A 14,219-nucleotide genomic window follows, 5' to 3' on the forward strand; every position below is an offset into this window, starting at 1 on the left:
GGGAGGTAGTCACCGCCCGTTCCATCGTGTCTCGCGCTGTCCGCCACACCGGGAGCGCCGGGCAATGCGCCCGTGCGCCCCGGCGGCTGGGCGAGGTCGGTCAACGCTGTGCGGCGCTCATGACGGTGGTGGTCTTGACCTGCGACACCCCGGAGGCGAGGTCCACGACGCCCTGGCCGTCATAACTGAAGCCAGCGTAAAGCTCAGCGATTCCAGTGTTCATTTCTCATTCCTTTCGAGAGATATTCGCAGTGGGACACCACCCAATAAAGCCACTCGACCGCTGTTTCGTCAAGAGTAATTCAATGGCCGGCTCGCAGACATCGCGCAGACGCGGCGGAGACGCCGCAGAATCACCGGGAAGACGAAAAGCAGACGACTACCATTTAAGTTGGGAGGCGTTCAGAAACGGACTCACGAAAAGGGAGCGCCACGTCTCTGGCTGGGCTGGTTGACCTCATCGCCGATGACGTCACCGACATCACCTGGGACGAGCCGACCAAGGAGATGGTCAACGGCACCTCGCCGTGCCGCGACGGCTGTGGGACCACCATTCCCATCTGCGCCCCCGGCCAGACCAAATAGCGCTCGCCGGCGCGGCATCGCGTCGAAAGAAAGAAGCTCGCCCATCCTCATTAATTCCCCGACCGGCAACCGTTCCCTGAATTTGGAATCGCTGGTCTCCCCACTGCGCGGTTTCTTCATGCTCGGCACGCTGCCCGAGTGAAGTCATCGCCTCAGCGGGACGTCCTCCGGCACGACGCCGGTGACGATGCGAAGGAACCCGGGGCTCGGGTCGACACCCAGCTCCGCTCCCACCAGATCCGAGTAGGCCGTGTAGAGCCGCCATGCGCCCCGCATGTCGCCGAGGCCCACCAGGGCGCTCGCCGTGATCATCTGAGAGCGTTCGTTGAACGGATCCACCGCGGCGGCGCGCCGACCGTAGTCCAGGGATGCCAGCAGGTCCCGCTCGGCCAGGCATGACTCACCCAGCCGCTGCAGCGCCGCCAGTCGCATCGTGTCCCATCGCTCCCGTGCCCGTTCGATCTCCTCGCCGTCCCAGCTCGGAAGGAGCTCCAGATCCAGGCAGGGCCATCGACTCTGTTCGGTCATGCCCTGTTCCGCCGGTCCCGCGAGGCCGGCGGCGGTCGGCCCGATGGATTCCTCCAGGGTCGCCGCCCTTCGGGCCAGCCGCTCCGCGAGCCTGCTCGCGGGCCTGATGTCGAGCGTGACGCCGGCTCGGAGCTCGAGTTGTTCGCCGTGGGCACCGAGCAGGGCGTCCCCTGTCACCTTACGGATCTTCCACAGAGACTGTCGCAGTCCTTTAGCCGCCTGCGTCTGCCTCGCCTGCGGCCACAGCAGGGTCTCGACCACCGGTCTCGGCGTCGGCCCGCGCAGGGCCAGGCAGGCGATCAGCCGCTGAGCCTTCGGGGAGATGGGCACCTCCCGGCGACCGATGGTGCACGCGAACCGACCCAGGAGTCTGACCTGAATTCCCTCCGGGCTTCTTCCTCTCACCGTCGCATGACCTCCTTTACCGCATGCGCACTCAGTCAAGCGAAGCCTGCAACGGGGCTCTGAACGAATTCTCAACGTCCCAGCTCAGCGCAGGGCGGGACACGGTCAGGGACGCTCGAGAGAGGTCATGCGCGCGCGGACCGCCTCGCCCTGCGTGTCGCCGAGGGCGTCGTAGAACTCCGCCGCCCGTTTCCACGCGTTCAGCGCGGCCGTGACGTTCCCCGCCCGCAGGTGCATCTCACCGAGGCGGATCAGCGTCTCGGCGGCGGGATGCAGGTCGTCGCAGCCGTGCAGCAGTTCGACCGCACGCTCGTAACACGCCGCCGCCTGCGTGAAGTCGTCCTTACAGGCGAGGATGTAGGCGATGCTGTCCCAGGCGTGGCCCTCGCCCTGGGCATAGCCCTGATCGGCCAGGAGCCGCTGTGCCCGGCGGCAGTCGGCCAGAGCCTCGTCGTAATGTCCGCGCTGGGCACGCCACCAGCTCGCGTTGTTCAACGCCCGGGCCTCCCCTATGGCATCGCCCGCCTGCTGGAACAGCTCCAGTGCGCGAAGGGAGTGGTGCAGTTCGCGGCCGGGCCGGGCCCGGCTCAGTGAGACGGTCAGTCCCAGATGGACGTGCGCGTGCAGGCCCGGCTTGTCCAGGCCGCGGTGCAGCTCCAGCGCCCGCTCGAAGTGCTCGACGGCCACGTGATCGCGACCGAGCTTGGCGTGGGCGCGCGCCAGGCTGTTGTGGCAGAGCGCTTGGGCCAAGCGGTCGTCAAGTCGGCCGGCCGCCGCCAGGGCCACCGTCTGAGCACGCATGATCTGCTCCCACAGTCCGCGGCGCTGCATGAACTCCGCGAATGCCCACGTCAGCTGCCAGCAGTGCTGATGCAGCCCGAGTTCGCTCGCCTCCGTCAGCAGCGCCGTCAGCACCACCGACTCCTCCGCGAACCAGCGCAGCGCCGACGCGGGTCCGTCGAATCGTTCCACTGTCACGCCTCGCGCCGGTCGACCCAGCCGCACGGTCTCCCGCTGCGGGTAACAGACGCCGCTGGCGGCGCATGCGGAGTGGAGGTAGTAGTCCAGCAGGCGCCGCGTCGCCGCCCGGCGCGCCGTCCGGCTGTCGATGTCGCGAGCCTGCGCGGCCGCGTACACGCGCAGCAGGTCGTGCAGACGCAACCGGTCGGTGGCGCGGATGTCGACCAGATTGGTGCGATCGAGGTGCGCCGACAGCCTCCGTGCGCTGTCCAGGGGCAGAGCACCCAGGCTCGCAACCGCCGACATCGGCACGTGCGGCCCGGGATACTGCCCCAGGCGCCGGAACAGCCGGGCCGCCGGTTCCGGCAGGTCCCGGTACGAGCGCTCGAACACGGTGCGTAAGTCGGTCGCTGGATCGTTGTGGGCGAACGGTTCCAGGTCCGCGTCCACCCGGGACAGGTCGGTGGCGACATGCGCCAGCGGCAGGTCCATGTGCTGCGCCAGCCTGGCCGCGACGATCGCCAGCGCCAACGGCAACCGGCCGCACAGTCGGATGATCTGCCTGTTGGCCTCGGGCTCGGCAGCCAGCCTGCGCTCGCCCAGCCTGGCCGCCAGCAGCTCGTGGGCGTCGTCGTCCCCCAGAACGTCGAGCTGGAGCATGTGCGCTCCGGCGGTGATGGCGAGCCCGGACAGTTCGGCCCGGCTGGTGATGAGCGTGAAGCACTGCGGGGCGGTGGCCAGCAGTGGCCGAACCTGCTCGGCGCTGCGGGCGTCGTCGAGCACGACGAGGATCCGGCGCGTGGCCAGCATGCTGCGGAAGAGCCCGATCTGCAGCTCCGCCTCCGCCGGTATGTGCGCTTCCCGGACTCCGAGCGCTCTCAGGAAGCGCGTCAGCACCACAGTCGCGTCGACGGGGCCGGCCGTCTGCAGATCCGCGTACAGCTGACCGTCGGGGAAACGCCGGCGATGCAGGTGGGCCCACCGCAGCGCGAGCGACGACTTGCCCACTCCCGGCGGCCCGGAGACCGCACAGACCGGAGCGGCCGTGCTTGCGCCGGCCGCGATCGCGGTCAAACGGCCCAGCTCCGCCGCCCGTCCGATGAAACACGGCAGATCGACGGGCAGCTGCGCCGGGACGGGCCGGACGGTCACGACGGCCTCAGGACTGAGCAGCCGCAGGTGCAACCGCTGCAGCGCCGTGCCCGGTTCCACACCCAGCTCGTCGGCGAGCGTCCGGCGTACCTGCGCGAAGTGCATCAGCGCCTCGGCCGTCCGCCCCCAGGCGTGCAGCGCCTCGATCAGCGCGGCCGCCACCAGCTCGTCCAGCGGGTGCTCCTCGGCCAGCGGCGACAACACCGCGACCGCGCCGGCCGCGTCGTGTCCGGTCACCGCCCGGGCCCACGCCAGCGAGGCCTCCTTTCGCTCGTCGCGCAGGCGCTGGCGGGTCCGTTCGGCCCATTCGCCGCGCAGCCCGGCGAGAGGGCCGCCATACCAGAGCGTCAAGGCCTCGCCCAGTGGCGGTGCCGGATCCGGCGCGTTCGCCGCATCGTCGACGAGAGCGCGGAACCGGGATACGTCGACCGCCGACTCCTCGACATCGAGCACGTAGCCGCCGGACCGGTGGACGAGCGCGCCATGATCGGCCACCACCTCGTGCCGGATGCGCGTGATGATCGTGTGCAGGGTACGCCGCGCACCTGGTGGAACCTGCTCCCCCCACACCCGGGCAAGAAGCGCGTCGACCGGGACCGCGTGCCCGGCCTCCAGCGCGAGCACGGCGAGCACGAGAGCGGCCTGCGGAGGTCGCACCGGCCATCGCTGGCCTGACCGCTCCACTTCCACCGGGCCGAGCAGTCGAATCAGCATGACGCTTCCCATTCTTTCGCCCCGACAGAAGATAACCCGGGACGGGATAGGCCAGGCGCCGCTCAGTACTCGCAGCCGCGTTGCGGTCGACCAGCCTTTGTCGTGTCAGTGTCCGCGTCAGGACGGCATCGGCCCAGTATCAGAACGATCGGGGATGGTGGAGCCCATGAACGGTTCAACGTCTGTCCGTTCGGTCGAACCTCGTAAGAGTTTGAAGGAGCGCAACACCATGTCGATCACCCTTACCGACCAGGACAAGCTCACCCTGCGCACCGCCGGCTGGGGCGCCGTCTCGCTGATGTCCGCCGCCGGCGCCGCCGGCTCGGCGCACCAGGCCGCCACCGAAGGCTCCATCGCCCTGGCCTCCGCGACCGGCCTGGTCGGACACGTGCTGGCCAAGGCGCCCAAGGGCGTGAAGTACGGCAGGACCGTCGCCGCACTCGCCGACCAGGTACTGCCCGCCCTGACCGCATCCATGAGCCTGCTCAACCAGCAGAACCCGGCCGAGGCCGACAACTTCCGCCGTACCGTCATCGTCGCCATCGACGCCGCCACCCGACCCCACAAGGGCCAGCCCAGCCCCACCATGACCGAGATGGCCCGCAAGATCACCGAAGCCCTCGACGCCGCTTGATGAATGCCAACCCGCGACGTCACGGGGTCCCCTCCGGACCCCGTGACACGGCGGCGACATGCCGAGCTGCCCGTTGTCGGCTTCTACTGCTCGTCCTGGGACAGGTGCGTCTTGGCGTCGTCGTAGGAAGCATCGGCGGCGGCCTGGGCAGGCCGGTAGACCAGATACAGCACCCCAGTCGTGAACGTCTCGGACTTGATCAACTCCAGCGGGACGGTCGTGTCTCCCTCGTCGAACAGCCGCTCGCCCTTGCGGACCGCGATCGGGTGCACCAGCAGATGCAGCTCATCCAGCAGCCCCGCCTGCAACAACTGGCGGACCACCGAGACCGAACCACTCACCGCGATCCGACCGCCCGGCTCGTTCTTCAGCGCCGTCACGGCCTCCACCAGATCGCCCTGAAGCAGCTCGGAGTTACGCCAGGTGAACTCCAAAGGCTGGCGCGACACCACGATCTTCCGCGCCTCGCCCAGCGTCTTGGCGAAACCGGCGTCTTCGCCACCCTCCGCCTCCCGCTCCGGCCACGCCCCAGCGAAGCTGTCATAGGTCTTGCGGCCCAGGAGCAGCGTGTCGGCCATCTGGCCGCCCACAGCCGCACCCATCTCGTCGTTGAAGTACGGGAAATGCCACTCCGCCGGCTCCTCGACAACGCCGTCGAGGGAGATGAAGAGGCTTGCGGCGATCGTCCTCATGATGTTCCTCCTGGTAAGGACCGGTTCTCGATGTGCCTGAAGCCTCGCAGAGCCGACTTACGACTCTCTTAAGGTGCAGCACAATCCAGGCATGGATCTTGCCGTCCAGGCCGGCGGAACGCCTAGGGATTGCCGAAGAACGGCTGGTAGTTCGCGTTACCCGAGTTGGGCGCGTCGCGCAGATGCCACTGGAGCCTGGCCCCGTCCGAGTACACGTCGCCTATGCCGTCGCCGCCGATACCATCCCAGTTGCCCACGACGGCGCACCCGGAGGGAAAAGCCTTGCCATAGGGGAACGTGGTTTGCGGGCTCCCGCCGAGCATGTCGTTGCGCAATGCCCAGAGATAGTCGCCGTTGGAATTGGCTCCCAGAGCCACCGGGCCGTCACCGCCGATACCGTCCCAGTTGCCGGCGGCCGGGAGCCTGGCGGTGAAATTACCGGTATAAGCGAAGTTGTAGTCCGCGTTTCCCGCGTTCGCTCCATTGCGCAGATGCCAGCCGCCCCCCGGTGAAACGACTCCCACGCCATCACCGCCTTGGCCGTCCCAGTTACCCGTCACGGGGTAGTCGTTACCGGATCCGTAGACGAAGTGATATTCGGCCACTCCACCGTTCGCGCCTTGGCGGACGTACCAATCCCATTGGTTGTCGGAGGTCACGCGGACGACGCCGATGCCGTCGCCACCGATGCCGTCCCAGTTGCCCACGACGGGGATGTCCGTCGGGAGCCCGAAGTTGAACGTGGTCTCGGACCCGCCGAGGACTCCATTGCGCAGGTGCCAGGACAAACCATCGGCAGTCTTGGTCACAGTGCCGATGCCGTCGCCGCCGATGCCGTCCCAGTTCCCACTGATCACGTACGTGTTTCCGAGCGGACAGCCCACCAGGCTCGATAACGGACCGGCCGGGCTGGCGGGATCGGTTTTCGCCGTCGCCCCGGCCGGGGTGGCGATCAGCACGCCCGCCATGGTGGTCGCGATCGCGGCCAGTTTCGAGACTTTTCTCATTTCGCTTTCCTTCCTCGCCCGACCATCGGACTCAACCGAATTCTGCACCCTTCAATAACGCCGGACAAAGGACAATGTGCGGGCATGTTCCGGCCATTTAATGTGCGAAAGTGAATTCAGCCGACGATCACCAGGGTGAGGAACCTCTCCAGGAGGTGGTTCGTTGCCCGGATAGGTTGCCGACCAATCGGGAGTCTCAGCATGGAAGTCACCGGCATCATCTCCGGCCTCATCATCGGCATCGTCATCGGCGCTCTGGGACGGCTCGTCGTCCCCGGACGCCAGCGCATCCCCATCTGGCTGACCATCGTGATCGGCGTCGTCGCGGCGCTCGTCGGCACCGCCTTCGCCGCCGCGCTCGGCGTGGCCGACACCCGCGGCATCGACTGGATCGAGCTCGGCATCCAGGTCGCCCTGGCCGCGCTGGGCGTCTCTCTGACAGTCGGCCTGTACGGCAAACGCGGAAGATAGAGCGTCCCGGCCACGGGTTGTGCCCGTGGCCGTTCGCTTGCCTGGGAGCTCAGGGAACCTCCGTCTAGGTCACCCCAAGCGTGGTGAGTTGCTAAATTCCCTACGCAATGAGGCATATGTTGCCTATGGGGGAGGTTGGATGCGCAGGTGGACTGCTCCATCCGTGATCGGCTGGACGCTCGCGTCGGTCGTCGTTCCGGGCGTCGCGCACTTTCTGGCGGGCCGTAAGCGTACCGGCATGATCATGATGGGGACCTTCGGCGTGCTGCTGATCGGTGCCGTGATCGCGCTGATCAACCGTAACGCGCTGGCCGGCCTGTTGCTCGATCCGACCTGGCTGGCCGTGATCACCGTCCTGTGCGTGGTCGGCGGGCTGGCCTGGGCCGGGGTCGTGATCAGCTCGTACATCGTGCTGCGACCCGCCAGGCTCGGCAAGTGGGGACAGCTCGGTACGGCCACGGTCGCGGGCGTGCTGTCGGTGACCGTGGCGCTGCCTTTCGGGCTGGCCGCCACGACCGCCCGTACCTCTGACGACGCGATCGGCAGCGTTTTCAAATCCTCACCGTCCAAGCCGATCGATCACAAGGATCCGTGGCGGGGACGCGATCGGCTCAACATCGCCCTGCTGGGCGGGGACGGCGCCGCCTCCCGCAAAGGCGTGAGCATCCGTACCGACAGCATCAACGTGGTCAGCATCGATGTCCACACCGGCAACTCCGTGGTCCTGGCGCTGCCGCGCGAGTTGGAGAACGCGCCGTTCCCGCCGGGATCCGCGCTGGCCAAGCGGTTCCCGCCGCCGAAGAACTTCTCGTTGCCGCCGGGCCAGGGCCGCGGCTCGGCCGACCTGCTCAACGGGGTCTGGGCGTACGCCGACATGCATCCCGAGGTCGTCGGCCGCTCCGCCGACCGCGCCCCGGAGGCCGTCAAGGGCACGCTCGGCCAGATCCTGGGCCTCAAGATCGACTACTACATGCTCGTCAACATGTGGGGCGTGGCACACCTGATCGACGCCCTCGGCGGCGTCACCATCAACGTCGAGCGGGACGTCTGCTACGGCGTGGGCCGCTCCGACGGCGGCGTGGTCAAGGCCGGCACCCGTACCCTCGACGGCAACGAGGCCCTCTGGTACGGCAGGGCCCGCGACCATCCGGGCAGCACCTGCGCCGGCGCCGACAACCACACCCGCATGCTCCGCCAGCAGTGCGTGATGAGCGCCATGCTCAAGCAGCTCAACCCGGGCAACGTGCTGTTGAAGTTCAACGCCTTGGCCAAGGCCGCCAAGCAGACCTTCCTCACCGACATCCCGCGCGATCTGCTGCAGGACCTGGTGCCGCTCGCTCAGCAGGTCAAGGGCGCCAAGGTGGCCAAGGTGAACTTCGTACCACCCGCGTACAACCCGGCTTATCCCGACTACCCGCGCATCCGCAGGGCGGTGAAGATCGCCATCGCCCGCGCCGGCAAGGTCGCCACCCCATCCCCTACAAGTACGACCAGCAGCACCCCCACAACCACGCGGTCACCACGCCAGCCCGCCCAGCAGTCCGACCGGTTGGACACGCTGGACTCGTCATGCGTGCCCGCCAAGGCGAAGACCTAGCGGCGCGACTTCACTCCTTTGTTAGCGAGATGCAAGCGGCGGGATAGAAGTAAGGGGAAAATTGTGGCTATTGGTACTTTTCGCACATCCCCTACCGCCACTGGCGAGAGGATGCCCAAAACGATGGGTTAGGTCATGGCCACACGACGAGAACGTCTGCGTTACCGGTTCGACAACAGCATGTCGAAGGGCACACCCGCCCTGATCGGCTGGCTCGCACTCGTCACCGTCGTGATGGTCGTGATCTTCGCGGGCCTGTCCATACTCTTCGCCGACAAGGACGTCCACGACAGCTGGTACGACGCCCTGTGGGGCAGTCTCATGCGCGCCATGGACCCGGGCACCGTCGCGGGCGACAACGAGGGCAGCACGATCTTCACGATCCTCGGGTTCGCCATCACGATCGGCGGCCTGCTGATCGTCTCCAGCCTCGTCGGCGTGCTCACCACCGGCCTGGACAACAAGCTGACCGAGCTGCGCAAAGGCCGGTCCCGCATCGTCGAGTCCGGCCACACGGTGCTGGTCGGCTGGTCGGACCAGATCTTCACGATCATTCCCGAGCTGGTCGAGGCCAACGCCAGCGAAGCCAAGTCCTGCATCGCCATCCTCGGCGACGGCGACAAGCTGGAGATGGAGGAGGAACTGCGCACGCGCGTCGGCGACACCGGCAAGACCCGCGTCGTCGTACGCAGTGGCAGCACCATAGAACCGACCGATCTCGACCTGCTCAGCCCGGACACCGCCCGGTCCATCATCGTCCTCTCCCCGGCGGGTGAGGATCCGGACGCGCACGTCGTCAAGACGCTCCTCGGCCTGACCAACCGCAACTGGCGCCGCCGCCGCCCGCCGATCATCGCCTCGGTGGCCGACTCCAGCAACCGCGTCGCGGCCGAACTGGCCGCCAACGGGCACGCGCAGGTGGTCGACACCGACGACATCGCTTCCCGGCTCATCGTGCAGACCTGCCGCCAGTCGGGGCTGTCGGTGGTGGTCACCGATCTGCTGGACTTCGGCGGCGACGAGATCTACATGCGGACGGAACCGAAGCTGACCGGCTTCCCGTATGGGGAGGCGCTGTTCGCGTACGAGACCGCCTCGCTGATCGGGATCCGGCGCGGCGACGGCTCGGTGGTCCTGAACCCGCCCATGGACACCCAGGTCATGGAGGGCGACCAGATGATCGTGATCGCCGAGGACGACTCCACCGTCCGGCTCGTCCGCAGCTTCCCGCCCGTCGTCCAGCAGGCGATCACCCTTCCCGCCCGCGAGGCCGCACCCCCGGAAAGCACACTGATGCTCGGCTGGAACAGCCGCGCCCCGAAAATCGTCGCCGAGCTCGACCAGTACGTGGCCCCCGGCTCGATCCTGAACGTGGCCGCCGCCGTCGACGAATCCGAGTTCGCGTTCGAGCTCACCAACCTGGCCCTGAACGTCAAGGAGTGCGACACCACCGACCGGATCACGCTGGAGTCGCTGGAGCCGGGCATGTTCGACCACATCATCGTGCTGGCCGACGACCGGCTGGAGTCGCAGTACGCGGATTCACGCACGCTGGTGACGCTGCTGCACCTGCGTGACCTGGCATCCCGTACCGGGCAGCGCTTCCCGATCGTCAGCGAGATGAACGACGACCGCAACCGCCGCCTGGCCCAGGTGACCAAGGCCGACGACTTCGTGGTCGGCACCAAGCTGATCAGCCTGCTGATGACCCAGCTGTCGGAGAACCCGCACCTGGGCGCGGTGTTCCGCTACCTCTTCGACGCCGACGGCTCGGAGATCTACCTCAAGCCCGCGACCGACTACGTCCGCCCTGGGATGACGGTCAGCTTCGCCACCGTCATCGCCGCCGCCCGAACCCGCGGCGAGACCGCCATCGGCTACCGGCTGGCGGTCGAGTCCACCGCCCCGCCCAACTACGGCGTGGTGCTCAACCCCGGCAAATCCGACCCGGTCACGCTCGGCCCCCGCGACCTGGTCATCGTCCTCGCCGAAGACTGACCTGCTGGGAAATGACCCGACGGCCGAGGCGCTGCATGGGGCCTTCGATGAAGCGGTGGCTGAGCCAGCTGGCCGGCATGAGCAGGCTCAGGAAGACCACGCTGATCCCGATCTGCAGCGGCAGCGGCGACCAGCGCATCTCACCGGCCAACTCCATGACGATCAGCAGCAATGGCAGGTGGACCAGGTAGAGGGAGTAGCTGATCGTGCCGAGCCAGGTGAGCACGGCAGGAAGGGGACGCGCACGTAAGGCCATGCCACCGGCGAAGGTGAGGGCGGCGAGAATGACGGTCAGCCCCCACACGTCCGGTCGCACCCACCACCAGCCGGCGTTGAGCGCCCAGAGCGGTGTCGCGGCCACGACCATCGCGGTGACGACCACGGGCCAGAGCGGCGCCTGCCCGCGTTCCCAGCGACGGATCGCCGTACCGGCGAACATCACCGCCAGGATCGCCAGCCCGAACCAGGGGACACGGCTGCTCAGCAGTACCAAGGCCAGCGCCATCAAACCCAGCGCGCAGGCCGCGACCGTACGCCCGCGGCCGGAGACCACGCAGCCGAGCCCCACCACGAAGAGGCCGGACGACACCCAGGCCAGCCAGCCGCCCGACAGCGGCGGCCCGGTGAGGACCAGCCCAGCGACGGCGGCGATCAGCGCTAATACGGCCGGAAGCAGGTTCCGTCCATCGCGTACGCCGGTCACGAACAGGGCCGCGGCCAGCAGATAGAACACCATCTCGTACGACAGCGTCCACATCGTGTTCAGCACACCTGCCGTACCCACCGTGTCCAGCAGCATCGTCAGGTGTGCGGCCACCGAGGACAGCTCTCTGGGCACCTCCGCCCGTACCGGGATCCACCAGGCCAGAGCGAGGACCAGGGCGATGACCGCCAGGTAGAGCGGATAGAGGCGGAAGAACCGGCCGATCCAGAAGGCCCGCACATCGCCGTGCCGTTCCAGCGAGGACGGGATGATGTAGCCGCTGACCAGGAAGAACACCAGCACGCCGTAGACGCCGAGGTTGAACGAGGTAGGCCGCAGCCACGGCATCGCCCAGGTGGTCAGATGCTCCCCCACCACCGCCAGCGCGCCGATGCCGCGCAACGCGTCCAGCCAGGCGAACCGGGACGGAACCTGTCGCACGTCGGCACGAGCGGCTTGAGGGAGAGCGGGGAGCATACGGCCCAACGTATCGGAATCGTGATCCTTCGGACGCCTAGTCCGGCCCGACCAGCCAGCCAGCGGGGCTGCCATGGGACGACGATCTTGCGTATCGAATTCGCCAAGACGGGGGAAACACTATCCCTCCACCTGCCTTTACATCCCATTTTGTCGTGTTTGTCGTGTTGGTGAGGGAAGCACAAGGGAGCCGGGCCCCACGACACCGCCGCGGCACACGGAAGTCAGAGCTCAAGGGGGATTTCGATGACCTATCACCAAGCACGCCATGTGACCGGCTGGGTCGGCTGGATCTGGTTCGGCGGGATGATGATGGTCCTGGCCGGGCTGTTCAACATCATCACCGGTCTCGCCGCCGTCTTCGCCAACCGGGTCTACGTACAGACGCCCGCCCGGCTGCTGCTTTTCGACGTCACCGGCTGGGGCTGGCTCCATCTCCTCTTCGGCGTGCTCGTGCTGGCCACAGGCATCGCCGTCACCCTTGGCCAGGATTGGGCCAGGGTGGTCGGCATCGTTCTGGTGATGCTGAACGCCCTCACGCAACTGACCTGGATCGCCGTGAACCCCTGGTGGTCACTCGCCGTCATCGCGGTCGACGTGCTCGTGCTGTACGCCCTCATCGTCCACGGCCGCGAAGCCAAGCTCGATTAGCCACACGCTAGGGGAGAGGGCCGAGGGTGAGGTGTCGGCCGTCAAGCTGGGATTCGATCGTGCCGGTCATGGCATGGGGCTGGATCAGTACGTTGTCCGCCTTGAGGTATCCGCTGTGTCGTCCGGACATCGCCAGGTCGGCGCTGTAGCGGGAAGTCGTCCCGTACAGACCGGGCTTTCCGTGGTCGCCGCGCTCGACGCCATTGATCACGAATCCCGGCTCGTCGGAGTAAATGGTGTAGGTCACCTCCAGCAGATACTCGAATCGCGGTATCGGCGAGGGCCGGCGCGTGATGTCGACGCTCCCGGAGATCTTCCCGGCGTAGTGGGTCACCGGGCGAGGGTCGGGCGGCACGTAGCCGGCGATCGGTGACGCCCAGGACGGGGACGGCGTCGAGCGGATGGCGCCGCGTCCAGTGGGCGGACGTTCCGGGAGGTGGGCCACGACGACCCTGGTCTGTGTGCCGCGCACCTGTTGCTGCCAGAACAGCACGGCCGTGCCGTCGGGCTTCCATCTGAAGTTGGGTTTGGCGTCCCAGCCTGCGGCGATGGCGCCGGGGGCGAGCGGCTGTCCACGGGTGTCATGTTCGTCGACGAGCCACGGTTCGGCGATCTGCGGGTTGCGGGTGGTGAACACCGCGAACGGCAGCGCGGGGACGCCCTCTTCGATGAACGGCGGCCGGCGGATCTGGGAGAAGGTTTCGAGCAGCCCGGTGGTACGGGCACTGCCGACGGTCATCCATCGCCGGCAAGCTACGCAGCCCCGCCCATGGCACGGGCTGCGAGTTCGTCGTGACCCTCCCCTCGATGAAAGGCTAGGCGGCCAGCTCCGCGGCGACCGGGTCGGCGCCGAGGCTTACCAGCCAATCCAGCGGCGCGTCCGGTGCGTAGCGGACCATGAGGCTGGTCAGTTCGCGCTTCCGTTCCTCGTCGAGGGAGGTGTCCCCGGCGGCCAGGCGAGCAACGGCCTCCCGGTACATCAGCAGGTACTTGCGCTGGTCGTCGAACAGCTCGACCCCGCCCGCGGGGCCGTGCCCGGGATACAGCCGTACCCCTGCCAGTTCGCCGGCGAGCCGGTCCAGTGCGGCCAGCCATGTCCCGGTGTGACCGTCGGTCAGGTACGCATGCGTCCCGGCGAAGGCCACGTCGCCGATGAACGCGATGTGCTTTCCGCCGGCCTAGGCGACGATGTAGGAGTCGGCGTGGCTCTCGGCGGGGCCGATGTCGGTCACCGTCAGCCGCACTCCGCCGATCTCCATCGCGTCACCGCTCGCCGGCAGTTGGTCGGGGACGCGGAATCGGTCCGGCCATTTATCGCCGTACATCGGTTGCCACTGCTCGCGCTTCGCCACGGCGCTTTCCAGGATCACCTTCGCCACCGGCCCGGTGGCGAAGACGGGCACGTCATCGGGCACCACGTAGGGCAGCCCGTTGAAATGGTCGGGATGGGGATGCGTCACCAAGGCCGCCAGTAAGGGCTTGTGCAACGCGGCCAGCCGGGCGGCCAGCGCCTTGGCGTCAGAGACCAGCAGGCTCGCATCCACCAGGACGACTCCCTCGGCCGTCTCGATCAGGTAGCTGTTGACGAAGATGCCCGTCTCGGCGGCGCTGTAGGTATGCACACGAATGTCGGTCATGATCTTCC

14 protein-coding genes are annotated in these 14,219 nt (G+C 67.6%); 5 read left to right on the plus strand and 9 right to left on the minus strand.

The annotated features are described in order from the left end of the window. Positions 1-100: 100 nt before the first annotated feature. The 3 genes from ACGFJ2_RS50915 to ACGFJ2_RS50925 all read right to left on the minus strand — a co-directional run bounded on the left by ACGFJ2_RS50915 (position 101) and on the right by ACGFJ2_RS50925 (position 4,344). Positions 101-223 carry a hypothetical protein gene (locus tag ACGFJ2_RS50915; protein ID WP_357943556.1) on the minus strand — a complete coding sequence of 41 codons (123 nt, stop codon included), beginning with the start codon at positions 221-223 and terminating at the stop codon, positions 101-103. 506 nt (positions 224-729) lie between these two features. After that, positions 730-1,443, minus strand: coding sequence for a BTAD domain-containing putative transcriptional regulator (locus tag ACGFJ2_RS50920; protein ID WP_393481080.1), 714 nt, complete (start codon positions 1,441-1,443; stop codon positions 730-732). A 180-nt stretch (positions 1,444-1,623) separates the two neighbouring features. Next, positions 1,624-4,344, minus strand: coding sequence for a BTAD domain-containing putative transcriptional regulator (locus ACGFJ2_RS50925; RefSeq protein WP_393481083.1), 2,721 nt, complete (start codon positions 4,342-4,344; stop codon positions 1,624-1,626). A gap of 229 nt (positions 4,345-4,573) precedes the next feature. On the opposite strand from ACGFJ2_RS50925, the gene ACGFJ2_RS50930 reads away from it, so the two are divergent. Continuing rightward, complete coding sequence (locus ACGFJ2_RS50930) at positions 4,574-4,978, plus strand: hypothetical protein (protein WP_393481086.1); 405 nt, start codon at positions 4,574-4,576, stop codon at positions 4,976-4,978. 83 nt (positions 4,979-5,061) lie between these two features. Here ACGFJ2_RS50930 and ACGFJ2_RS50935 read toward each other — a convergent pair whose 3' ends face one another. Further along, on the minus strand, positions 5,062-5,670 hold the full coding sequence (locus ACGFJ2_RS50935) for a dihydrofolate reductase family protein (protein ID WP_357943548.1): 609 nt from the start codon (positions 5,668-5,670) through the stop codon (positions 5,062-5,064). Positions 5,671-5,792: 122 nt separating this feature from the next. Then, positions 5,793-6,677: a hypothetical protein gene (locus ACGFJ2_RS50940; protein ID WP_357943546.1), complete on the minus strand. Its 885-nt coding sequence runs from the start codon at positions 6,675-6,677 to the stop codon at positions 5,793-5,795. A 201-nt stretch (positions 6,678-6,878) separates the two neighbouring features. On the opposite strand from ACGFJ2_RS50940, the gene ACGFJ2_RS50945 reads away from it, so the two are divergent. The 3 genes from ACGFJ2_RS50945 to ACGFJ2_RS50955 all read left to right on the plus strand — a co-directional run bounded on the left by ACGFJ2_RS50945 (position 6,879) and on the right by ACGFJ2_RS50955 (position 10,743). Then, positions 6,879-7,148, plus strand: a complete 270-nt coding sequence (locus ACGFJ2_RS50945) for a GlsB/YeaQ/YmgE family stress response membrane protein (RefSeq protein ID WP_357943544.1) — start codon at positions 6,879-6,881, stop codon at positions 7,146-7,148. Positions 7,149-7,287: 139 nt separating this feature from the next. Beyond that, entirely contained in the window at positions 7,288-8,745 is a 1,458-nt protein-coding gene (locus tag ACGFJ2_RS50950) for an LCP family protein (protein WP_393481090.1), read from the plus strand. Between the two features lie 135 nt (positions 8,746-8,880). After that, entirely contained in the window at positions 8,881-10,743 is a 1,863-nt protein-coding gene (locus tag ACGFJ2_RS50955; RefSeq protein WP_393481093.1) for a potassium transporter TrkA, read from the plus strand. On the opposite strand, the gene ACGFJ2_RS50960 is transcribed toward ACGFJ2_RS50955, so the two are convergent. Beyond that, positions 10,721-11,887 (minus strand): acyltransferase, encoded by a 1,167-nt coding sequence (locus ACGFJ2_RS50960; protein WP_357943538.1) that lies wholly within the window; start codon positions 11,885-11,887, stop codon positions 10,721-10,723. The genes ACGFJ2_RS50955 and ACGFJ2_RS50960 overlap by 23 nt on opposite strands. 282 nt (positions 11,888-12,169) lie before the next feature. Between ACGFJ2_RS50960 and ACGFJ2_RS50965 the strand changes: the two genes are divergently transcribed. Continuing rightward, complete coding sequence (locus tag ACGFJ2_RS50965) at positions 12,170-12,574, plus strand: hypothetical protein (RefSeq protein ID WP_358178744.1); 405 nt, start codon at positions 12,170-12,172, stop codon at positions 12,572-12,574. Positions 12,575-12,581: 7 nt separating this feature from the next. Here ACGFJ2_RS50965 and ACGFJ2_RS50970 read toward each other — a convergent pair whose 3' ends face one another. From ACGFJ2_RS50970 to ACGFJ2_RS50980, 3 genes are all read right to left on the minus strand, one after another. Continuing rightward, complete coding sequence (locus ACGFJ2_RS50970; protein ID WP_393481096.1) at positions 12,582-13,313, minus strand: hypothetical protein; 732 nt, start codon at positions 13,311-13,313, stop codon at positions 12,582-12,584. A 76-nt stretch (positions 13,314-13,389) separates the two neighbouring features. Next, entirely contained in the window at positions 13,390-13,719 is a 330-nt protein-coding gene (locus tag ACGFJ2_RS50975) for a hypothetical protein (RefSeq protein WP_393481098.1), read from the minus strand. Positions 13,720-13,752: 33 nt separating this feature from the next. Further along, positions 13,753-14,211 carry an MBL fold metallo-hydrolase gene (locus tag ACGFJ2_RS50980; RefSeq protein WP_393481101.1) on the minus strand — a complete coding sequence of 153 codons (459 nt, stop codon included), beginning with the start codon at positions 14,209-14,211 and terminating at the stop codon, positions 13,753-13,755. Positions 14,212-14,219: the final 8 nt, after the last annotated feature.

It is taken from the genome of Nonomuraea sp. NPDC049028 (genome assembly GCF_043197735.1).
Lineage (GTDB): Bacteria > Actinomycetota > Actinomycetes > Streptosporangiales > Streptosporangiaceae > Nonomuraea.